General features: G+C 45.2%; 24 protein-coding genes. 6 read left to right on the forward strand and 18 right to left on the reverse strand.

What is annotated here, in order from left to right:
• Positions 1 to 54 precede the first annotated feature (54 nt).
• Complete coding sequence (locus CWM47_RS27740) at positions 55 to 516, forward strand: hypothetical protein (protein ID WP_100991870.1); 462 nt, start codon at positions 55 to 57, stop codon at positions 514 to 516.
• A gap of 76 nt (positions 517 to 592) precedes the next feature.
• Here CWM47_RS27740 and CWM47_RS27745 read toward each other — a convergent pair whose 3' ends face one another.
• The 16 genes from CWM47_RS27745 to CWM47_RS27815 form a co-directional block, all read right to left on the reverse strand.
• Positions 593 to 820, reverse strand: coding sequence for a transposase (locus tag CWM47_RS27745; protein WP_100990054.1), 228 nt, complete (start codon positions 818 to 820; stop codon positions 593 to 595).
• Positions 821 to 861: 41 nt separating this feature from the next.
• Complete coding sequence (locus tag CWM47_RS27750; RefSeq protein WP_100991871.1) at positions 862 to 1,101, reverse strand: hypothetical protein; 240 nt, start codon at positions 1,099 to 1,101, stop codon at positions 862 to 864.
• A gap of 9 nt (positions 1,102 to 1,110) precedes the next feature.
• Positions 1,111 to 2,328, reverse strand: a complete 1,218-nt coding sequence (gene traM / locus CWM47_RS27755; RefSeq protein ID WP_100991872.1) for a conjugative transposon protein TraM — start codon at positions 2,326 to 2,328, stop codon at positions 1,111 to 1,113.
• Positions 2,279 to 2,575 (reverse strand): hypothetical protein, encoded by a 297-nt coding sequence (locus CWM47_RS38840; RefSeq protein WP_170069457.1) that lies wholly within the window; start codon positions 2,573 to 2,575, stop codon positions 2,279 to 2,281. Before CWM47_RS38840 ends, traM begins: the two co-directional genes overlap by 50 nt.
• Before the next feature lie 20 nt (positions 2,576 to 2,595).
• Positions 2,596 to 3,258: a conjugative transposon protein TraK gene (gene traK, locus CWM47_RS27760; RefSeq protein WP_093831113.1), complete on the reverse strand. Its 663-nt coding sequence runs from the start codon at positions 3,256 to 3,258 to the stop codon at positions 2,596 to 2,598.
• Between the two features lie 20 nt (positions 3,259 to 3,278).
• Entirely contained in the window at positions 3,279 to 4,322 is a 1,044-nt protein-coding gene (locus CWM47_RS27765; protein WP_100991873.1) for a hypothetical protein, read from the reverse strand.
• Positions 4,319 to 4,798, reverse strand: coding sequence for a hypothetical protein (locus tag CWM47_RS27770; protein ID WP_100991874.1), 480 nt, complete (start codon positions 4,796 to 4,798; stop codon positions 4,319 to 4,321). The genes CWM47_RS27765 and CWM47_RS27770 overlap by 4 nt, the downstream gene beginning before the upstream one ends.
• Positions 4,795 to 5,730 carry a hypothetical protein gene (locus tag CWM47_RS27775; protein ID WP_100991875.1) on the reverse strand — a complete coding sequence of 312 codons (936 nt, stop codon included), beginning with the start codon at positions 5,728 to 5,730 and terminating at the stop codon, positions 4,795 to 4,797. The genes CWM47_RS27770 and CWM47_RS27775 overlap by 4 nt, the downstream gene beginning before the upstream one ends.
• Positions 5,714 to 6,694 (reverse strand): zinc-binding metallopeptidase family protein, encoded by a 981-nt coding sequence (locus CWM47_RS27780; RefSeq protein ID WP_100991876.1) that lies wholly within the window; start codon positions 6,692 to 6,694, stop codon positions 5,714 to 5,716. Before CWM47_RS27780 ends, CWM47_RS27775 begins: the two co-directional genes overlap by 17 nt.
• On the reverse strand, positions 6,691 to 9,219 hold the full coding sequence (locus CWM47_RS27785) for a TraG family conjugative transposon ATPase (protein WP_100991877.1): 2,529 nt from the start codon (positions 9,217 to 9,219) through the stop codon (positions 6,691 to 6,693). Before CWM47_RS27785 ends, CWM47_RS27780 begins: the two co-directional genes overlap by 4 nt.
• 21 nt (positions 9,220 to 9,240) lie before the next feature.
• Positions 9,241 to 9,558, reverse strand: coding sequence for a DUF4133 domain-containing protein (locus CWM47_RS27790; protein WP_093831125.1), 318 nt, complete (start codon positions 9,556 to 9,558; stop codon positions 9,241 to 9,243).
• A gap of 11 nt (positions 9,559 to 9,569) precedes the next feature.
• Positions 9,570 to 9,902: a DUF4134 family protein gene (locus tag CWM47_RS27795; protein ID WP_100991878.1), complete on the reverse strand. Its 333-nt coding sequence runs from the start codon at positions 9,900 to 9,902 to the stop codon at positions 9,570 to 9,572.
• A 62-nt stretch (positions 9,903 to 9,964) separates the two neighbouring features.
• Positions 9,965 to 10,198, reverse strand: a complete 234-nt coding sequence (locus CWM47_RS27800; RefSeq protein WP_100991879.1) for a hypothetical protein — start codon at positions 10,196 to 10,198, stop codon at positions 9,965 to 9,967.
• 257 nt (positions 10,199 to 10,455) lie between these two features.
• Positions 10,456 to 11,319, reverse strand: a complete 864-nt coding sequence (locus CWM47_RS27805; RefSeq protein ID WP_100991880.1) for a hypothetical protein — start codon at positions 11,317 to 11,319, stop codon at positions 10,456 to 10,458.
• Complete coding sequence (locus tag CWM47_RS27810; RefSeq protein WP_100991881.1) at positions 11,319 to 11,942, reverse strand: DUF3408 domain-containing protein; 624 nt, start codon at positions 11,940 to 11,942, stop codon at positions 11,319 to 11,321. The genes CWM47_RS27805 and CWM47_RS27810 overlap by 1 nt, the downstream gene beginning before the upstream one ends.
• A 4-nt stretch (positions 11,943 to 11,946) precedes the next feature.
• A complete protein-coding gene (locus CWM47_RS27815) occupies positions 11,947 to 12,672 on the reverse strand; it encodes a ParA family protein (protein WP_100991882.1) in 726 nt (241 codons plus the stop codon).
• Positions 12,673 to 13,440: 768 nt separating this feature from the next.
• Between CWM47_RS27815 and CWM47_RS27820 the strand changes: the two genes are divergently transcribed.
• The 4 genes from CWM47_RS27820 (at position 13,441) to CWM47_RS27835 (ending at position 18,764) form a co-directional block, all read left to right on the forward strand.
• Positions 13,441 to 13,908 (forward strand): hypothetical protein, encoded by a 468-nt coding sequence (locus tag CWM47_RS27820; RefSeq protein WP_157816070.1) that lies wholly within the window; start codon positions 13,441 to 13,443, stop codon positions 13,906 to 13,908.
• 1 nt (position 13,909) lies between these two features.
• Positions 13,910 to 16,009, forward strand: a complete 2,100-nt coding sequence (locus CWM47_RS27825) for a relaxase/mobilization nuclease domain-containing protein (RefSeq protein ID WP_100991884.1) — start codon at positions 13,910 to 13,912, stop codon at positions 16,007 to 16,009.
• 256 nt (positions 16,010 to 16,265) lie between these two features.
• Entirely contained in the window at positions 16,266 to 18,368 is a 2,103-nt protein-coding gene (locus CWM47_RS27830; protein WP_100991885.1) for a YWFCY domain-containing protein, read from the forward strand.
• 66 nt (positions 18,369 to 18,434) lie between these two features.
• On the forward strand, positions 18,435 to 18,764 hold the full coding sequence (locus CWM47_RS27835) for a helix-turn-helix domain-containing protein (protein ID WP_100991886.1): 330 nt from the start codon (positions 18,435 to 18,437) through the stop codon (positions 18,762 to 18,764).
• A 2-nt stretch (positions 18,765 to 18,766) separates the two neighbouring features.
• Here CWM47_RS27835 and CWM47_RS27840 read toward each other — a convergent pair whose 3' ends face one another.
• Complete coding sequence (locus CWM47_RS27840; protein WP_100991887.1) at positions 18,767 to 19,621, reverse strand: M23 family metallopeptidase; 855 nt, start codon at positions 19,619 to 19,621, stop codon at positions 18,767 to 18,769.
• Positions 19,622 to 19,738: 117 nt separating this feature from the next.
• Here CWM47_RS27840 and CWM47_RS27845 point away from each other — a divergent pair, with 117 nt between their 5' ends.
• Positions 19,739 to 21,127, forward strand: a complete 1,389-nt coding sequence (locus CWM47_RS27845) for a DUF3945 domain-containing protein (RefSeq protein WP_100991888.1) — start codon at positions 19,739 to 19,741, stop codon at positions 21,125 to 21,127.
• Between the two features lie 15 nt (positions 21,128 to 21,142).
• Here the strand turns inward: CWM47_RS27845 and CWM47_RS27850 are convergent, their stop codons facing one another.
• Entirely contained in the window at positions 21,143 to 21,631 is a 489-nt protein-coding gene (locus tag CWM47_RS27850; RefSeq protein WP_100991889.1) for a lipocalin family protein, read from the reverse strand.
• Between the last annotated feature and the right edge of the window lie 26 nt (positions 21,632 to 21,657).

Here is a 21,657-nt window from a genome sequence, read left to right on the forward strand (position 1 = left end):
AACGACTGTTTCGCGGATAGAAAAGAGAACAAACTAACTAAAAAGTCAAAAGTTATGGCCCGCCCAACCCCTGAATTAATTTATGCACTCCGGCAAACGGCTTCCAATTTACAACATGGTGCGCCCTATCAATGGGGCCATATGGGCGGTTGCAACTGTGGTAACCTTGCCCAGGAGTTAACCAAACTTGATAAAGACCAAATTCATCGGTATGCCATGCAACGTCATGGGGATTGGAATGAGCAAGCTGAAGATTATTGTGAAACCAGCCAGATGCCCATTGATCTGCTGATTAATGAATTGCTCAATGCCGGTCTTATGCTTGAAGATCTAAAGCATCTTGAACGGCTTGATGACAGAGCCGTGTTGCTTCGCTTTCCAGTAGGTCAGAGATTTCTCAAGCATAATGTACGGGAGGATGTCATCGCCTATATGAATGCCTGGGCTGAGCTTCTGGAAGAACAACTATTAGAGAAAATAACACTACCCGCTATGTATGTGCTGGAATTAGCCTAATGTCTTTATCAGGCCGAATAAGTTAATCCGAAACAGTTATACTGGATCAATTCCAAAAGTTGTGGAGCATCAAGGATTAAGCATATAACTGAGTTAGGCGGTACAGAAAGAATTCGATGTTTCGCACCCCGCGGAATTGACTTCGAAATGCTTTGATCTTCGCATTGAACGACTCGGCTGAAGCGTTGGTACTGCGGTTGTCAAAGTAGTTGAGAATCGTTTCATAATGATTTTGGATAGAACGGGCCACGGTGTTGAAAGTTTTGAATCCCGCTTGGCGTACTTTTTCATGCCATTTGGCCAAGCGGGCTAAGCCATAAAGCTTATCGGTCGTCTTCTCACTAGCTAGCTAGCACCCTGTGTGGAAAGACCTGGCCGCTCTGGGACGCTAATGGCCACACCCGGCGTCACCGCACTGGGTGCCACAGCGTTTCCGGCACCAACCCGTTTCCGGATTGAATCAAGTCGCATTGTTTGTGAAGTTGCCGTATTACGTGTGGCGCTTTTCATTGAATCAGCCACTTGAGCCGATGCCAGGTGATGCACACTAAGGGCTAGGACCGAAATATAGACTACATGTTTCATCGCAGTTACTTATTTTAAAAGGACATAATAATTATTTTTCAGCGTAGCCTTTTGAACGGCCACTTTACGGGAGAGGAAGCTTCGTCCTCCCTGAAGCCCAGCCTGAACGGCGGAGGCCGCTGCCATTGCCGGCACATTTGCCGAATAGACGGGGGCACTCACATTAAAGCCCTGACCCGCCTGGGAAACTGCTTGACGCCCTTGTTGAACGCCGACAACGTTTGGGACGTAGATGCCCGATAACCCATCCATATCAAAGACCGTTAATTTCATCGGCAGAATGCGTCCTTCGACTTGTACCTGGTTAATGGCAATGTTAACTCGCTGGCCACCAAAATTGGCAACCCCGTACAGGCGGGTACCTTCCGGAATCATCCGGCCCCGAAGGGTAATCGATTCGAGCAATCGTAGCGTTATACGACCTCCCGATATAATCGTTTGATCTGAAAACACCATTGCTTTAACCGTTACCGAGAGCGAGTCTTCCTTTGCATCCATCTGCTGTTTGCGCATGTCGGACTGGAGCCCATAAAAATTATTCTTACCCGCAGCTCCGTTTAGCGAAGAAACCGTGGAGATCGGAACCGTTTCAGGCTTGAGTGCTCTACCTTGCAGATCAGCTTGGCGCTTGATCTTATCAGCTTTATACTCCTGAAGCAGCGCCAGCAATTGTTTCTGTTTTTCAATTTCTGCCTTTGTCTTGGTCGGATCGACCTCATTGACATCATCATCATCAGCCAGCTCCTCTTGCCCAGCCCTAGTCCCCGCTTTCTGATTCCGTTTTTTTGTGCGCGGGGGCGTGGGGGATTCTGGTTTTTCATAGATTTCATCTGGGACGTCATTTCCATAGATGTACGAATCTGCTTCACCACCACGTCGAGATTGATCTGGATGAAGGGTAGCCGGAACGTTTGCATTCAGGCCCCGTTCCATCGGCATCTGATCGGGCATCGATAACGGATGGGCATTCGTAGCCAGTTCAAGTTTTGACTGGGAAGGTAGGCCCGTTGAGTCGCCAGCGTTCGGTAAATCCGAATTTAAGCTCATGGTTGGTTTTACCGCGTCCTCCTCCTTAGATTTGGTGTGGTTGAGAAAGTAGTAAATAATCAGGATTAAGCAGACCCCAGCACCCGTCAGGATGGTAACGAATCGTTTATCCTGCATCAGCTGCTTGATTCTACTTCCGTCGAAGCGATCCGGCTCCGGCGTGGTTTGATTGGTGCTCATGATGTTTTTGGGTTATACGAGTAAAAAAATGACCAGTGGCGGTGTAGTACACACTGAAAGAACCTAGAAAAAGCAACCCTGCCAGACAAATGACGGCTTGCCATTTACGGTGCTGAAGCGGCTGTTTTTCCCACTGTTTGATTCGCCTATCAAGATTCGAATAAACCCACAGGCAAGCCGAATGATAGGCCAACAGGAGTCGTTCGGAAGGCGGCTTCTTTCGCCGTTTAAGGATGTTCAGGAACATAGATGTAGGACGTTAAGGGGTTAAGGACGATGCCCTTCGTAATGATCCCGATTGATGGTTTCTATGTCCGAATTATCTGTAACCCGGAACCGCTCAATGACAAAGCCGTGCGGGTTATTATCCGTTCGGGTAGCGTCGATGAGGTAGCAATCGGCAATTAATTTACGCATCGTGATATTCGTCGCGCGAACCAGCATAATACGGGCATTAATCGTACAGTAATAGGGCGATTTATTCATGTCCAAACTGACTGAATCAATCATCACTTTCTGAATGGTATTTCCTTGTAAAAGCTTGGTATAAAAGCCTTTTTCCCGCAAATCAAGATAATGCCGGGTAATGGATTCATCCCCCAGGTAAGCCGCCTGTTTCATATTGGCGTCAATGGCTTTCTCATCGGGTTCCTGGTTGAAAAAAAGCTTCAAAAACGTCTTGACATGGTCTTTTGCCTCGGCTGGGCGATTTGTGTTCTGTTCCTGAGCCAGCGCCAGCATGATCGACTTACCTCCATTGTCGAGCACGTATATTTTCTCCCGTGATTCCCGAGTTGTTTTGTACGAGAGGTAGGCCACCCAGGAAGCTACCCCAATACAGCCCAGGACGATGACAAAGACTAAAATCCTGACTAATTGAAACGACGATTCGATATTTCGCAAATAGCGAAAATTGAAATTAGCATTCATACAAAGGAAAGTTTAAGCAGTTAGTAAGAGGTAGCGGCACCGGCTAAGCGACCCGCTGTATTACCCGAGGCTGCACCGGCTAGCTGAGTCGCCGTACGCGCCGGAGCCGACATCGCTCGTAAACCGTCTGAAACTCCGGTGGAATCCAATATCCAGGTAGCCAGTTTAGGGACCAGCAAGTACCCAAAAATACCGATGGCGTAGAAAAGCAAGTTGGCAATTGATGAACTCGGCATTCCAGGGTTGCCCTGAAGCTGCTGGAATTCTACATGCAGACTGGACAGGTGAAAACTATCCAGAATGAACCCATAGATATTGGCAATCGGCACCCATAAAAGGGTATGTAGCACCCGCCCCACCCAGGCCGCAATGGAGGAGTAAAACCAGTCGAAACAGCCTAAACCGATCGTCAAAGGACCAAACATGCCTAAAATGATCAGGAAGTAAGTCGATATGATTTTTATGCCAATGATCACAATGAAATAAATTAGCCGAAAAAGAGCCATCAGCACATAGTTCACGGTGGTATCGATGACAAAATTAACCGCATCAGCGGCTGCGGAAGTAACTGAATTCGCCATACCCATTACGCTGTCCGTCACCAGCTGGAACCAGGAGCGATTATCTTCTGCGGGAGCTACCGGTGGTGGAGCATTGGTATTACCCATATTTTCAATACGCGTTTTGGCGTTGGATAACACCTGTTGTTCCACCTCATCCCGACGGAAAGCGCCCATTTCCTGCGTCGCATCATTCAGCGTGCGGCCCATATAAACAACGCCGGAGTATAAACCTGGATAGGCCAGCAGGAGCATCGAAATAACAACCGGTCGAAGGAGTGGATATACATCAATGGCTTCATTTCGTGCCATGTGCGCCCAAACCCGGTAAAATACGTAGAACAGGGAGCCAATCAAGCCAATGGCCTGACCAATGGCAATGAAGGAAGAGAATTCAGGCAGCATCGTATCAAACAAGGCGTCAGCCGCTTCCTCAATACTGCTGATGGCCCCGTTGGCTAGTGTACCATTCCAGCCGGTTCCAGGGGATTGTAGTAAAATCATGGGTTGAATTGGAAGGAATTAACTTTTGAGAAAATTAACTGGCTTGAATTGAAGCCGCCAGGGCCCCGGCAACTGGTGGCCAGCCAAAGCGAATTGAGTTGCAATTTTGACGGACTCAGTAACTGCAACTTATCAAAACCATAGCCCTGCGTTGCGCCATGATCACCCAGCGCAATATGGGTTGAGTCATCCCAACGGAATGGCATGAAAGCCATTTCCGGGCCACAAGGGATCTTATGATGCGTGGTCGTATCAACGAGTTGCGAAAAGTAACTCCACAGTAGCGAGTCTCCGGACGGTTTAATCGTCACACCGGCGTAAAAAAGAAGGGAGCTACCACCGGGTAAAACGGCCTCCCACTGGCCTACATACCCAACGGGGAAATCAGCTGCTGTTCGTCTGAAGCGATCTTGCTTTTGACAACTGCTTTGAGAGAAGGTTGCCAGTAGGCTGAGTACTACTAGGAGCTGTTTCATTTCTTTACGTAACGAATCATGTAAGGGTCAGAAATTCGCTTGCTGATCGCTGAACGCATGGCCTGTTCTGACTCTGCCATGCGGTAGTAATTGACCGAGGCTGCTACTTTCCTGCCAAAACTGGCTAAATCCGCGTGGTGCTGTTTTGCTTCAGCCAGGGATTTTTGTTGTAGTTTAAGTCGGTCATAGGGTGACAAAAAGACTGGCTTCCCTTTGGAAATGCTAAAGGCATTGCGTGCCTTAATTATGTCGGTGCTACCCAGCGTGCCCATTACTATCGAGTTGTTGTAAAACGCGACATCCTCATTTTTTCCTTTGTCGAGGTAGCGTTTAATCATCTTAGAGGTTGGCCCGCCACCATCGTAACTTTGGTCAATGGCATAGATTTCCGTTCCCCAAATGTTCTTGGTCATTTGGCTTTCAATCTGTTTTATTGACGATTCCTTAATGGCTTTATTCTGGTCATTGTGTTGAAGAGCCCATTCATAGCGCAGTTTGAAATCCTGATAGTTAAGTTTGTTGAGTCGTTCCTGGCCATCTTTCCAAACGGTGCGTAATGAGGCGAGTTTCTTCACCAATCGTTTGTCCTTGGTCTTTTGATATATCGACATGATTTTTTCCGCCGCTGGAGCTAAAACCACCGCATCCGCAATCGCTTTGATCATCTCATCGAGGGCTTTGTTCACGGCTAGATTAACTAGGTCAACGCCGGGATCAACAATGCCTTTTTTGATTTTACTCTCCGTCATGCCAAGCACTTTGTCAATCTCGCCTTGCAAGGCGGGATCAGTAGGCATACCAGCGTCCAGTTGACCGGGAGCCCGGACATCCGTCGCTTCATCTTGGGCTTGTCCGGCTTGTGGACATACCACCAGTAATCCAACCAGTAGCAGCACGGCTACTAACCGGTTGTAGTTAGTTTGTATCAACATGATTCAGCCCCGATTTTTTTTGAAAACTACCCTGTTTGAACTCGTTGGCCTGCTGCTTGGCTATTCGATAGACATAGATTCTCCGAAGTTCGTCCCGAAGGCTCCCAACATCCTCAAGTCGTTTTTTGATCGCCGTAGCCGCCTGATCCAAGACATCCATGCGTTCCCCTTGCGCCATCCAGGAAACCGTAACACCCTGTCCAGAACTGCCTAGGTTACAGACGATATTGACCGAAGAGGCTAAATCATTGGTTGCGCCAACGCTTTTAATCAGGGATTGATAGCCCTGACGCTCTTTATCTGTGAAGACAGGTGAGGAAAGTATTTTGTCCAGCTCCCGTACGTGAAATTTCACCGCATCAAACAGCCCCTTTATATTCAATTCCTTGTAATAGGAACAGAACTCCGGCGATAAGGTCGTATGGGATTTTTTCCAGGCATAGTCCACCTTCAGGGTTTGATACGTAATTTTTTGTTGGCTGGTGTAGCCCTCCGCTACCATCTTTTTTAACCGCTCGACTTCACCCGCCGGTGTCGTTCCAACATCGGCAATCGTGGAGGCTAATTGCGCAATTTTATCACTAATGCCCGACATGATCTGATCTTCCGCTTCACCAATCAGACCCGATACTTCGTCCGATAGCTCATCCTTCATGCTAGCAAAATAACCCGTCAGATCACTGCCAATACTACTTAAGACATTATCCGGGGAGAGCTGATTCGATAAATTTTCAACGTAGTTGCCAATCACATCGCCTAAGTCGTCTTTACTCACTTTGATAGGTGCTTGGCCCGGAAAGGTTACCGTAGGTTTTCCAATTAACGGCACGTCAACAATGGGCATGTACTGGCTATAGTCAGGCGCAGAACCCGAAGAATCCGTTTGTCCCCAAGCTATTGGTTGACCCGCTATTGTTACAAGTACGCACACAAGCAGCCCTATGATTTTGTGATTTTTTTTCATACTGATTTGAGGTCTAAATCCTCCGCTACGACTTCTTTAAGCGCTATATCAAAGTTGCCACCGTTACTGGCCACCTTTTTCATCACCCTGAGTTTTTCACTCTCTTTGGTTGTAAAGGCGTAATATTCGGGACGTGAAACTTCGAGGCCATATACCCGGTATCGTTGCCCGCCCCAGCTGACAAAGAATTCTTTATACATGCGATTCGGATCATTATCCCGGTTCATGGAAAGTATCAAATCCTTCTCCTTATTGGTTAAGCCCAATAGTTCCTTGACGGCATTGAATTTGTTTTCATACTTCCGCTGATCCATCAGGATCTTCGTGTCCGCATTGTTGATAATTGAATCTTTGACAATTGAACTACCAATGATGTCATCGACTTCCTGGGTGACAATCCAGGCTTCCCCATCAAACTTCCGCACGGTTTTATACAGGTACTTGATGTAACCCGCCATATTCGGCGTCATGATGGCTTTCCAAGCTTCCTCAATCAAAATGATCTTCTTGATCCCTTTCAGTTTCCGCATCTTTGAAATGAACGTATCCATAACGATGATGGCCACAATTGGATAAAGAATGGGGTGATCCTTTACATTGTCCAGTTCAAACACCACAAAGCGTTCGTGTAACAGGTCCAGATTTTTCTTTGAATTCAACAGAAAATCAAATTCACCCCCCTTATAGTAGGGCTTAAGGTTAAACATGAAATTGTTGTAATCGAAGTAATCATCCCGTACCCCTTCCCGCTTCAGATATTCGTTAAAATCCTGTTGCATAAATTCGTAGAAGGTATCGAAGCAGGGAAATATGGACTCATCGACCTGAAGCTTTAGGAAGTACCCTTTTACGGCTGAGGATAATGCATTGTATTCGGCACGGCTGGTTTTTTCCTCGATCGATTTCCAGAGCGTTAATAATAGGTTTTTAAGCGATTCCATTTTTTCGGTCTCAGGGAAAGCCCGTCCCTCTAGGAAAAATGGATTAAAATGGATAGGTTCTTCCATCGTATAGGTGATGTATTTTCCCCCCAGCATACCACACAAACCCCGGTAGGAATCCCCCACATCCACGATGACAATATGCGCGCTATGTGTATGATAGCTGCGTAAAAAATGGTTGGTTAGAAAGCTTTTCCCCGATCCACTGGGACCAATGATAAACTTGTTTTTGTTGTTGATCCAAGTCCTGTCCATTGGCTCATCGGAAAAATCAACCCACAGGGGTCGTCCCGAAAGCCGATCAACCACGCGTATACTATTCCGGGCCGATTCCGAGGTATAGTAGTTCGTTTCATGATTAAATAAACAAGCCGCCTGGGGAGCAAACTGGGTAAAGGTGTCTTCGCGCGGTAAATCGGCCGCGTTGCCGGGAATACCCGCAAAAAACAGAAAGGCCGCATCCCGCGTATTTTCCCTCGGCTTTAGATTCATCTTGGCAATGGCCGCTGTCGTTTTATTCCGTAGTTCAGGCAAGCGAAGTTTGTCATCTGTCCAGACCTGTACGTTGGCATGAATGCGAACCGGTGTCCAGGACTTTTCAGCGGCCAGTGTAAGAAAGCCGTTAACTAAGTCCGCGTTAACTTTATTGGCCCGGTCAAAATTGGATAAAGCCACCATATTGCCCGCTTTCTTCTCTAACTCGGCTGTTATCAGAGTTTTATCGTCGATAAATACATATTGATTATAAATATGATTGCAATCCAGCATGAGTCCAATTGGCGTGGAATACCCAACTGACAACGTTGAATTTTCAGTCGATAGAGCGCCAATCCGAACATTGGTACTAATCGAGTCCGGCATGTCATCGACCTGAGAAATAGTAAAAAACTTTGAGTATTTGTTGCCAATACGCAACTCATCCTCGGAGGTGAAATCAAAATCGGCGAGTGGCACAACCTCATCGTTCAGGGATAGGGTCATGTAGCGTTCGATCAAACCCGCTTTATCAACCGGGGCGTTCTTGTCCGGTTGTAATTCATCATTACCAAGGCGACGACAGGTGATTAGCCGATTTGATTCCAGTATTGATTTTAACTGAAGTACAGCCACCATAAACTTGTCAATCTCCCCTTTGCTAAGCGCCCGTTTCGGCACTATATGCGCTTTGACCAGCGAGGTTAGCCCCGCGTTGGTACGGGTTCTTTCCCCCTGGGAAAACGTTAGGTAGACATAACATTTGTGATGCAGATACGGGCGCTCATTAAAATGCAATTCGGCAGATCGATCTAAATAGCTTTCGGGAAGTTCCTTTGTGTTTGGTTTATATGTCTCTTCTACAAACCAGTCTTGCTTATGAAGAATCGTACCCGCCGGTAAAACGCCAATGGCCTTACTCCACGTTTCAACCAACTCCCGGTAATCTCCCATTTCAACACCCTCTTCGACACGGGCATTGAGGGTGAAAATTTCCGGTAAGGTAATCTCGAAGGCAAGGGTCAAATCACCCCATTTTGTGAAAATACAGTTTTCTTCAACTGCCCCAAGAGGAAAGATTTTTGCTAATTCTTTAACCGAGTATTTCATGATGGTCCGCTTTAGGAGTTATTACTTGCGCAGATTCCGATAAACTGAATCTTGCCGAACCGTTACGATGCCAGGTAGTTTTTTGCGTGCTTGCTGACGGGCATACCCGCCTGCCCCCGATTTTGCGGATCGTCTAACCAGTCTCATATAAACCACATATATCCCTACGCCACAGGCGGCAAAAATCATCCAGCCTGGTAGGGGTACAAAGACGGCTGACACCCCCCCCGTTACAATTATGAAAATAATCCATTTGATCAGCTGGCCTAGGTAATCCATGCCTATAACCCCTCTGACCTGGGGAGGGCGGTCAGCCCCTTTGTTAATCGGGTAACCCATACGGCTGTGTATTATTTGCCAAAAGCAGAGGTTAACACCAAGCCTACAACCCCCGCAAAAACAATAGCTGCACCCCAGTTGATCACTGACTTTTTGAAATCGGGATCGTTATTGAAAAATTTACTGGCGCATTGAATGCCGCCTACGAACCCCATAATCAGGCAAAGAGGAAGCATCAAATCCCCAACGCTTTTTCCCACATCCTGTAGCTCGGACGTTGCTTTATCAACCCCTTTTGCAATCGCTCCGGATTGAAGTCCCTGGGCAAAGACTGACCCTGTTGACAGAAGGAATCCCAACACTAAGGAAAGGGCAGAAAAATAAATGGTTTTAACATTTTTCATGAGTACAAAATTTTAAAAGGTTACAAGAGAATGTGACTAGAAAAATAGATTGAGTGTCTTCGTTAAAACAGCTTACGAGATGGGCCTGAGGCGAAGAATCCCACAACCAGGCAAATCAGCAAAACCAGTTCCTGAATGTTGTCTCCTATTGAAGCCAGTTCAGCTAAAGGCTGGCGAGTCGAGTGATAAGTACCGGTGAAGGGCTGATCAAACAGACCAAACCTTGCCCCTATTCCTACCACGATGAGTACTAAAAATGTACCTCTGGCTAACCAGTTTAAACGTTTTAGTTTCATTGCTTTTTTTTTGAACTTTTTGGTGAAATGATAAAATTTAATTTAGTTATTAGGCCGTTCAATCAACCTTACATAAACTATTATACACCTAACCTAGGGCCTGGAAATGAAAGTACAAACACTTTAAGTGTTCAATGTAATTACATTTATATCTTTAAAGTGGCTACGTGCCACGTTTATCCCCAAAAAAAAGGGGTTCGTCCCCGTTTGTTGTTGTTTCATCCTCACAAAAAAATTTTGTCATTTTTTGATTTTTTTTAGTGGCCTACATTTTGGAAAAACATTTCCTGAAATAGATTCCGATTCGGTTCTCCCTCCTCATTTGAAATTTCCGAGGAAGCCGCCACAAAACTGGATTGAATAACATTTTTCAAATTAACGTCTCCAGGCATCCGTTCTATAAGCGAAGCTATGATGTTGAGTAGGGTTGCTTGGTGCTTTTCTTGTTGCTCTCTTAGTTGTCTGTCAGCTGCATCTAATCGCATGATCAACATCTCCTTTGTCAAGGTCGCAAACGTATTCATCCGCTCCTGATATACGTCCAGCTCTTCTCCATCTTCCAGTAGATTATCCTGTAGGCGTTGATTCAATTGATCTTCTTCCTGAAAGTCAGATTCTATAGCTTGACTCGGGCGTTTCCCGTTATAACCCTGCGACATATCAAACAAAGTTTGTTCCTGTTCATAGTCGATGTCATTTTCTTTCTCACGCTCCAGTCTATAAGCTTGCTGCAAAGCATAAATTTCCTTCCAAGCATCGGACATTTCTGGCTCTTCCGACTTTGTTCCTGCTACCAATCCCTGTTCACCTGGTAAGTTACCAGGCTGGGGGGCAGCAACTGGAGTGGGTTGTAAAGGCTGATCAGGCTGGCCGTCTTGCTCAACTTTAGGTGAGTAGCCATTTTTTTCAAGTTCTGCTATACGCGCTAAGACACCTTGATGTTCTTCGGAGGTAACATAATTCATCGGCATTTCTTGGGAAGATGCTGACTGATCTGATTGGCTTTCAGTAGAAATTTCCGAAGGGGTTAATACCGAGGGGGTATTTAAAAAATACCCCCTTAGATACCAACCTGAGACACTTAATCCTACTACACCAACAACAAGTAGTATCGTATCCATTATTCGAAACGTTTACGGGCTTTCCATTTAGCAATTAACTCATCAACCTCACTTTTGTGTTCTGACCGGTGATGGGTTAACAAATTGTCGATTAAATCACCTACGTTCAGTTTATACCCTTGCCGCCGGGCCTCACTGACCAGGACAGAAAGTAAATAATGAGATTCTTCCGTAATACGCACCGGTTTACCATCACTGGCTAAACTAGTACCATCTTCTTTTACCGGCTTTTTAAAGAACGTTTCCAGATATGAACTGGACTTTGCACCCTCCCCTACTACCTTACTTTTAGGTTTGCGGGGTATTGAAACCGCAGACGTATTTTCAGCAGCGTTAGTGGCCGGTGTAATCTCATTCCCTTTTATAATTACTTCTGATTCCTTTTGAGCTACTTCCCGGCTGGGCGTATCTTCTGATTCAGAAGTTGAGGTTACCTGGTTGCTGGATTCAGCGGGCGTTTCCGGGTTAGAATTCTCAACCCGTTCCGGGGCTGTTTCTTCTTTAAGTGCTTCGCCATCGGATGATGGCACACTGGCAACCGGATCGTTTTGCTGTAACCACGCCATCATTCCACCACTGGGTGGATTTATAGTCTGGACGGGGGTTTTGTTACTCTTGGCCATAAAATTATACAGTAGGTGAATTAGAAGCAAATAATTTATTCAATTCCTGAATTAAAGGTTTAATGACTGCATTAGGGAACAGGGTTGATCGTGTGTCCTTAATAGCAACTGTGTCAGGAATACGATGCTCCATAAAATGCACATTCATTGGCGTTTTACGCGAAGCGTTTAAGCCATCTAAATAGTTAAGGGCTGCTTGCTCCAAGCCGGAATATCGGTCCTTCCGTTCGCGGCTGTCAAACTTGTTCCAAAGCAAATAGGTTGGAACCATCCCACCGTTTTTATTGGAAAACTTCGCCATTGCCAGCACTGTGTGCATGGTCGATTCAAACGACAGAGGATCAGCCTCCAAGAGTAGTACTGCAGCATCCAACCGTTGAATCATGGCAGGCATTCCCTCAACGTTCAGGGTACCTGGTAAATCAACCAGCACAAGTTCATTCTTAATGGCATATGCATCCAGCTTGGGTAGGGCATTAGCCACTGAATCAGCATAGATGGGATAAGGCATCTGCCCTAATTTTTCGGCCTTTCTAAAAAAGCCCTCATCTGATTTCAACCGTGCAATTTCAGATGTACGAATCGATTGTAAGCTGTGTTGAGGAAAGTCACAATCGAAAATAGCGACAGGTACACGCTCGACCTGATAAAAGTACGTAGCGACGTGAGTTGTAATGCTGGTCTTGCCAACCCCACCTTTCTGGGAACAAAACGAGATGAACTTTGCCATTATAAAATGTTAAAATGTTGACTTGTTACATTTTTACAATGTAAGGTTAATGCATTCTTACATTGTAAAGTAAGCACATTATCACAATGTAGGATCAATACAATGCAATAATGTCTAAATGTATAAAACTTACAATGTATAAAACAAGCATTGTAAAGAAAATACTTTGTGTAAATGTAAAAATGTAAAAAAAGTACAATGTAACATTATTACAATGTTGATATAATACATTGTAATAATGTTACATTGTGAGAAGTAGACATTGTAAGCTTCTTACAATGTAAAAAGTACACATTGTGAAAATGTAGCGTTATGCAGTCGAGCTATACATAGCCGATAGATGTAATAATGTTACATTATTACATTATTACATTTTTACAGACAAACTACACTTCTAAGTCAGTCATTTGAAGAGTGCTCATTATGTAAAAATGTACATTTCTTACAATGTAAGAAATGTACATTTTTGACAGTTCTGCCGTGTTTGTCGAAACGGTTGGTGAGCGAAAGTAGATGCTTTATTATGTAACAATGTAATAATGTTACATTTTCACATTGTTACATAATATTATTCCTCCCCTCATTACCATCATAAAAAATCTTGTTGGTTTAGTTGGCGTCTCGTTTTTCGGAGTAGCTTTGTTCGCAACAAAGAGCAAGATGTGTTTTGCGTGCCGCAAAACCTGCCCTTGCGCTAACGCGACTACGGGCAGCATCTTGCCCAGCGGGGGCCTCTTCTTTGCTACGCAGTCTGAACTACGGGTGGTAATGGAAAACGAAGCGGAAAATAAACAGCTAAATCCAGGCGGACGCCCGAATCTTTCGGGCGAAGAGGTACTCGCCTACCGGCTAGTGACGCGGGTTAATGAGAAGGATCATTTGGCTATCCAACGAGATTTTAGCTTATGGCAAAGTGGTCGGGTAGGGCGGATAGCTGACTACCTGCGGGAGATTATTTTAAACCGAAACACACCGAAGCTAACGGTAGCCATAGGAGACATTCAGAAAGACCAGGTTGTTGAGCTAACCCAGACCTTACATAACATCCGGCAGCACCTCAAGCATCTGGATACGAATTATAACCAGATCGCTAAACGAATCAACAGCATCGAACATACCGGAAAACTTTATTACGAAGTGCAGACAAGTAAGGTCATTATCGATAAAATAGGGCCAATAATCACACAGATAGATAGCTTAGTAAAGGCACAAACCGAAGAAATTTTTAAAAAATAGGATGGTTATTCGGCTGACAGTTGGGGCACAAATCGGCGGGGCACTACGCTATAATGAACAGAAAGTTGTTCAAAAGCAGGCCCATGTCCTGAGTGCAACCGGCTTTGCCAACAACGAGTTAGCTGAAAGAAGCCGTAATTATGCCACCAATGTTCTGGAAAATCAAGCTAAAAAGAACTCGAATGTTAAGAAGCCTACACTTCATTTCTCGCTCAGTTTGCATCCAACCGAGCAGGTAAGTGATGAGAAATTCAAGGCGATGGCTCACCAGTTCATGGCCGAAATGGGCTATCAGAATCAGCCGTATATGGTCTATCGCCACCATGATACGGCCCACCCGCACATTCACATTGTAACCACCTGCGTAAACGAATCGGGCGAAAAAATCAACGATTCCTTTATCAAACGCCGGACAAATGCCGTGCGTCAGAAGCTTGAACTACGATTCGGCCTTATCAAAGCGCAGGGTCGTGGTAAGGAAAAAACGGCTGAACAGAGCCAACCTGTGACACCGGAGCACGCTCAGGAAGTCCAGTCGACGCAGCCCCAAAAAATGGGAGGTTTTGAAAAGAAAGATCAGCTGGAGGCCATCTTACGCCAGACATTTCAACAGGGTGCATTCGACAATATTGACGAATACCGTACTTTGTTGAAAAAGCAGCATGTTCATACGGTCCTGCACCAAAGTACGCTGAATGGGAAACCTGTTCGGGGTATCAGTTACCAGTTCACCGACGAAGCGGGTAAAGCGGCAACTCCTCGTATCAAAGCTAGTGAAATCGGAACCTGGGCGACCTGGAAGGAGATCGAAAAGCAGTTTGGTAGCCCTGGCCAGCAGCAACAAAAAGGACAAGCTCAGAAGCAGGAGCAAAGCCAGCCAAACCTGCTGACCTACGAGCAGTACAAAGCGCTTGCCACCATACTGTCAGAGGAGTTAAGGGCTTATAAGAAAGAGCAGCATATCTATTATGATAGCGCTCTGATTGAGAACTTCCCAACGGCAGCTATGCAAGCCCGGCTTCACGTTATTACGCGAAAGAAATTAAGCGATGTAGAAATTAGTGAGGCTGTACGCCGTTTCGAAGAATATAAACGCGCACAACTGCCAGAAATCATCAAGAAGGAGCAGTTCGCCTTTATCCGCACGATGGATACCTATACCAAGATTGCCAGTGAGATTCAGGGCAGTGCTCAAAATAAGCGGGAATTCTTTTCGGCACTTAGTGTAGATGTTTCGGTTGATGGCTGGATTACTAGCCCCAGCAATCGCCATTTAGCTTATCAGATCGGGCCTGCGCATTACGATAGAATCCAAACCGATGACGGTCCTGAGTTGAAAATGCCTAAAATTTACTCACGCGGTGAGCGAACAGTCATGCTGCTTAGTGAATCGAAAAAGCCCTTTAAAGAAAGCTATTACGATGTTCGAGCGGAGCATCTGGAACGCATCCTAAAGCCAGAACGGATGAATGTCATTCATGCGCAACTAAATGCCAACTACATAACCCGTCTACAAAAAGATGGGCCTGTATTAGGCGTAGATCAAGTCCGCTATTACTATCAGCGAGGCATTATGATTGATCCTCAACAACTAGCTACGAGTAAGATGGGTAACGAAGCTGTTTGTACCATTAGGTATAACGCAGCCCCAACTCAGTCGGCCGTATCTGCTGGATACGTGTTTGAGAAGCAGATGCCTCACCTCAACCTAGAACACTGGCACAAGGGCCTTTCTACCGAAGCCGGTCGATACATGGTCGCTCTGGCGTTATTGATCGACCAGGCAAAAGAAACAAATGGGAAGTCAAGCGATCTTACCTTCTTGCGTAAACAGATTCATCAGCGTGATCCAGCGTTAGCAAAATTCTCCAATGAAGAACTCCTCGGCGTATTAGAAAAGCGGAGTCTACAAGGAAAAGGCTGGATTAAACAAACCGATCTGGAGGCTAAAATTGATCCTAACACCTACTTGAACGAGTACGCGATCAATGCCCAATTAATAGACATCCGGGCAGCTGATGTACTAGGCTACGAACAAACGGGTAAGTTTAAGCATGTAGGAAAGGGAATAAAAAAACGTAGCAAAGGCCGCGAACTGTAAGATTGACTACCAGGCTAGGTCTCTATAGGGAAGACTCATTCTGAAAATGTGTATACAAAGTTAAAAAAAAAAGATTTCTTTTATGAGGACGAAGTAACAACAACGGGGGACGAACCCCTTTTTTTTGGGGACCAACGTGGCTATTAGCCACTTTTTGGGTTATGGATGTAGCTACAGTCAGGAGGAAGATAATTTGATTTTTTCGAAGTAAAAAGTAGGTTAGGTATTTAATTATCAATCAATTAAACACACGGTCATGAGTAATCAAAATGAACAACAGCAAAATGATTGGGTACACAAAGGGGTACTTACCGTTAGTTTCGTTATCCTAATGGTACACGTATACTTCTTCTGTTTTGATAGTCTGGAGTCGCGTGGCTATACATGGAGTATCATCAACAATTTCCTGCTAAAGATCAATCGGCACATTCACATTTTTGATAGCACGATTTATACCAAGCTGATATGCCTACTACTTCTGCGGGTTTACGGCTGGGCTAACAAACCGAAAAAGGATTTGACAACAACCTGGGTGACCGTGTGGTCAAATGCCATTCCAGGGCTATTACTGTTCCTGGGAAACTTTTTTCTCTTACGGATGTCGGCTGTTCCAGTGGACATCCGGAATGGGCTTTATATCGCCTCGACAATTGCAGGTTTCATTTTATTGCTAAGTGCAGTAAGTCTGGCTAGTCGAATACTTGGTTTCAACTTAAGGGATGACCCCTACAACGAGGAAAACGAACAATTCATGCACCAGGAAGAAAAACTGGAAAATGAGAATTCAGTCAATATTCAGATCAACTATATCTATGGCAAGAAACAGCGTCAAGGCTGGGTAAACATAACAAACCCATTCCGGGCTACGATGATTGTTGGTACACCGGGTTCAGGGAAGTCCTATGCCGTTCTTAATAATTTTATCCGGCAACATATTGAGAAAGGGTTTTCGATGATGGTTTATGACATAAAATACCCGACGCTTACCAAAATTGCGTACACCTATTATCTAAAAAATAAGGATAAGTACCCAGAGTTAAACAAAAATAAAAAGACGGGTGAGCTGGGGGCTACGCCCATGTTTTGCAATGTCAACTTTGATAAACCGCGTGAATCGCTACGGATCAATCCATTGCTACCCACTAAAATGACCGATATTCAGGACGCCCTGGAAGCCGCCAAAATCATCATGTATAATATCAACCGGGACTGGATCGGCAAGAGTGGTGATTACTTTGCTGATTCAGCCATTAACTTTCTCACTTCTGTTATCTGGTACCTGAAGCGCTACGACGACCGAATGCTACAGGAAGCCAAGGAAAAAGGGGTTGAACACGATGGTCGGTTCTATTGCACATTACCACACGTTATTGAGATGATTGCAACGGTTAAGGAACAATTGTTTCCAATCCTTCAATCAGAGGAAGACATTGAATTACTATTAAGCCCTTTTGCCTCTGCTTTATTGAAAGGCGCTAACAACCAGCTGGAAGGACAGATTTCGTCGGCGTTGATCGCACTCGGCCGCGTGGCCAGCCCAGCCTTATACTGGGTTCTGACAGGAAATGATTTTAGCTTAGATATCAATAATCCCAAGGAGCCTAAGATTCTATGTTTAGGAAACAATCAGGAACGAAAGGATACCCAAGGGATCATCATAGGATTAATTAACTCCCGAATGGTGAAACTGATCAATAAAGAAGGCCAGCTAAAATGCTCAATCATTGTCGATGAATTACCCACTATCTATCTGATGGGCTTGGATAACCTTATCGCTACGGCTCGTAGTAACAAGATATCCACCTGTCTGGGTATACAGGATTACACACAAATTAAAAAAATGTATGGTGACAAAGAGGCCGCAGCCATCTGGACAATTATTGGAAATATATTCTCAGGTCAGGTATTAGGAGAGACGGCTAAAGACCTGTCGAGTCGATTTGGAAAGATACGGCAGCAAAGCCGGTCTGTATCAATCAACGAACGGGATACGAATATAAGTCTGTCCGAACGGATGGAACCGTTGATCCCCGAATCTAAAATCTCATCCCTTTCCCAAGGATCGTTTGTCGGCAGCGTAGCCGATAACTTTGATCAAAAAGTAAAGCTAAAAACCTTCAATGGCGAACTGGTAGTTGAACCGGTTATGGTTGACCAGCTAAATAATCTAACCCCTATTCCGGAACGGCCAGAAATGGCTAAATACTCAGATGAAGAACTCAATAAGCTTGTAGCTGATAACTTTAAACAGGTTAAAAAAGAAATCAAAAAATTAGTGGAGTCGGAATTGAATCGCCTGAACAATGATCCGAACTATCAGCACCTAGTTACTCAATACCAGGAATCCGAAGAGGACTAATGCAGAATATGTCAAGCCAATTTGATTATTTAGCAAATAATTTGAAACGGAATTGGCTCGACAGTAATGCAGGAACGTTTAAGTAACCGATTACGAGAAGCCCGGATTGTACTGGGCTTAACTCAGGCTGAGGCAGCCAGCGCCATCGGTATTAAACAACCCATGCTCCACCGGGCTGAAACATCGATGGAGATAAGTAGTAACCGGTTACTCCAAATAGTGGATTACTACGTTAACCAACGAAAAATAAATCCGGCTTGGTTGCTCAGTGAACCCAATTTAGCTTTTGACATCTTTGCCGGTGAAGATAAAGCCGATGAACAGAAACTTAGACTACTAAAAGGTTTTCTGGAAACGCTGGATGGGATCGACAAAACCGATGAAACCGGTAAATAGAGTTACTTACGTGTTAGGGTAGCCACTGGTTTAATGGGCTTAGAGAGGAGAAAACAGTAGGGTAGGGGATCAACAACCTGCCCATTGTAACGAACGCCGTAGTGCAGGTGGGGGCCCGTAGTCATGCCCGAAGCCCCCACCCGCCCAATGACCTGGCCCCGGTAAACAAAATCACCGGGTTTAATCCAGGTCGATAGCAGATGGCCGTAAAGCGTTTGATGACCTCGGCCGTGAGTTAGGTAAATGGCTAATCCAATGCCTTCTGGTTGATTAATAATTTGTCGGCAAAAACCATCCGCTGTAGCATACACCGGAGTTCCCAATGGTGCAGGTAAATCAATACCCGTATGCGATGCAAGACTACCTAAAACCGGATGTTGGCGCATTCCAAATTTGGAACTCATTCGGGTTTTTACCAGCCCAGTTGCTTTGTCGGCAGCCACATGGAAGGGTAATATAGAAGGGACATCCCGTAACCGGTTTAAGGACCGATCTCGATCCGTTAAGGGATTACCCCCCACCTTTCTTTTGACTAAATCCTGACTTCTGATTGCCGCTACCCGCCGTGTCGCCAAGCTGTCTATGTACCGTAAAAATTGCAAACTATCCTTAATGGGATCAAGTACTGGAAAAGAAGGAGCCGGTTTAGCGGGGCTTACTAGGTCTGGTGAAGAACCAGTCTTATCTAAATAGGTAATCGGAAACGAATGCCCGGTATTTGGCCGTATTGTATCCGTTGATACCTGCTGCGAATAGGGTGAAAGCTGGGCAGGAGACGTAAAAACGCCCTGGGCAAAAGCGGTTGGAGACCCAATCAAGAACGTAGAAATTTTGAGTAACTGTTTCGAGAAGCGCATTGACAAAAATAATAAAAATTTTTCTTGGATGCTATTGTATTCTAGTATATACTATAGAAATTAGCCTTCTCAAACGATATTTAGACCCGTAAAACTGAATCATGACCAACAATCCTTATGGCAAAACGAAACAGCCCGAAACAGTCGCCAAGCTTAAGAATTAAAGCCGTAAGCGAGGTGGCCTCCGAATCCGAGCAACTCAAAGAACAGTTCTATGAACTGCTTTTACCCGAAGAATATCAGGAATTAAGGCAATACCTGGGAAACGACGGATTCTTAAGTAATGACGAAATCAGTGCTGCCTTACGAGATGGTCGATTAGTAAAAGAAGAGCTATCCGAAAAGCTTTCGACGTTAAATCTGCCTACCGATAATAAGGGCTTACAAGAGAAGCTGACGGACTACCTCTGGGAGCTTCACCAAATCATTCAGGACCCAGCCTTAGAACGCATCCAGGCTGATAAATTCTACCAGGTAGAGACCATACAAGCCATTCCTGATGCCGAACGCAAGCAAGGAGAGGATGAACAATCCAAACAACGGGAACGGGACAGAAGTCTCGAAATTGTAAACGGCGGACTCATTGCGAACTTTCTTCACAATTTCAAGAAGGCGTACAACCTGGAAGATAATCCAGAAATAGACATGGGAAAGAAAACACGTTTCCAATGGCAGGATGTCGAAGCTTCAATGGAAAAGATGGGTCTCACGCGTGAAATGCTAGCCGAAACAGGCAATTTGGACCGCTTATTAAAGGGTGAGAAAACCGGTGTCATTGACTTTAAATCAGAATATAATGGTCAGGAAACGGCCTTACGGGGTAAGATTTATTTGGTCAGTCAAGGAGATGAAGTAAAACCTTTTTTTCAATCGGTTAAGCAGACGCTGCAAGTGCCCGATCAGAAATGGGGGTACTCGTTTAGTCAGGAGGATAAAGACCTACTCAAGCAAAAAGGTGAGTTAGGCAAACAGGTCGAGTTGGATGACCGAATTACAGGAAAGAAATACAAGGCGTACGTCGGTGTCGATCAGGAAACAAACTCGCTGACCATTTGGCGCGCAGATAGGGTACATATCCCGATCCAGATCAAAGGGATTACCCTGTCAAAAGAACAGCAGGAATCCCTACAGCAAGGAAACCCCATACGGTTATCCGGTATGACGGGTGAGAATGGCCAAAAATTCGATGCTGATGTACAGGTATCCGCTGGCAGGCGGAGCCTCAGCTTTTCGCCCCCTTCCGAAGCGATCAAACAAACCATCGATGTAAAAACAGCGAAGGAGATGAACCGTGCGTCGGACCAGCTGCAAGGCACATCCGTCGGCAGCGCAACGACCAAGGTCCAGCTACCCGCGCAGAAAAAACAGAGAGAAGAGTCAAAAAATAAGGGTATCGATCCGGAAGTAGCAAAAACCGGTGAACCAGCCACTAAAAAAGAGCTGGGTAAAAATAAGAGCCAGGCTAAAAACAAAAAGACCCAGAAGGATCAGGGTCTTGGTGTCTAATCGGAATACCGTTATTTACTGCCGAATCCAGGTCAGGGTTGCTTCGTGCGTTTTTTTGTCTTCGCTATCAATCAAGTCAATGTGACGGTGCCAGACCATCGTCGTCTGATCAACCGTCACATTGTGGTAGTCACCCGATTCATAAGGCGACAATACACTTAGGTTTGATCCTGAAGCTTTCCAGGTTCCTTTTTCAGCAAACCCGAACAGTTCTAACGTGCGGGAGTCACAGGTTTCAGAAGTCGTCCTGGATATTTTACCGTTGCTGGTTAGGTTCATGCGAAAATCATTGATACAGGCATCTCCGATTTGTTGCCGGTAAGCAGCCAGTAGATCCGTGACATTAGTACCCCAGACACCGGTAGTGCCGGGATCGATTGTCAGGGCCTGAAGTTTCCAGCTGCCAGCGACTAAAGCCGGATCGAATGCCGGTGTAACGTCTCCTCCGCCTTTTTCGCAACTCCACAGTAGCGTAAGGGATAAGAAAAGAATCAAACGTTTCATAGTTGTCAATCTATTAACAGGTTATT

The sequence above is a fragment of the Spirosoma pollinicola genome (assembly GCF_002831565.1).
GTDB lineage: Bacteria > Bacteroidota > Bacteroidia > Cytophagales > Spirosomataceae > Spirosoma > Spirosoma pollinicola.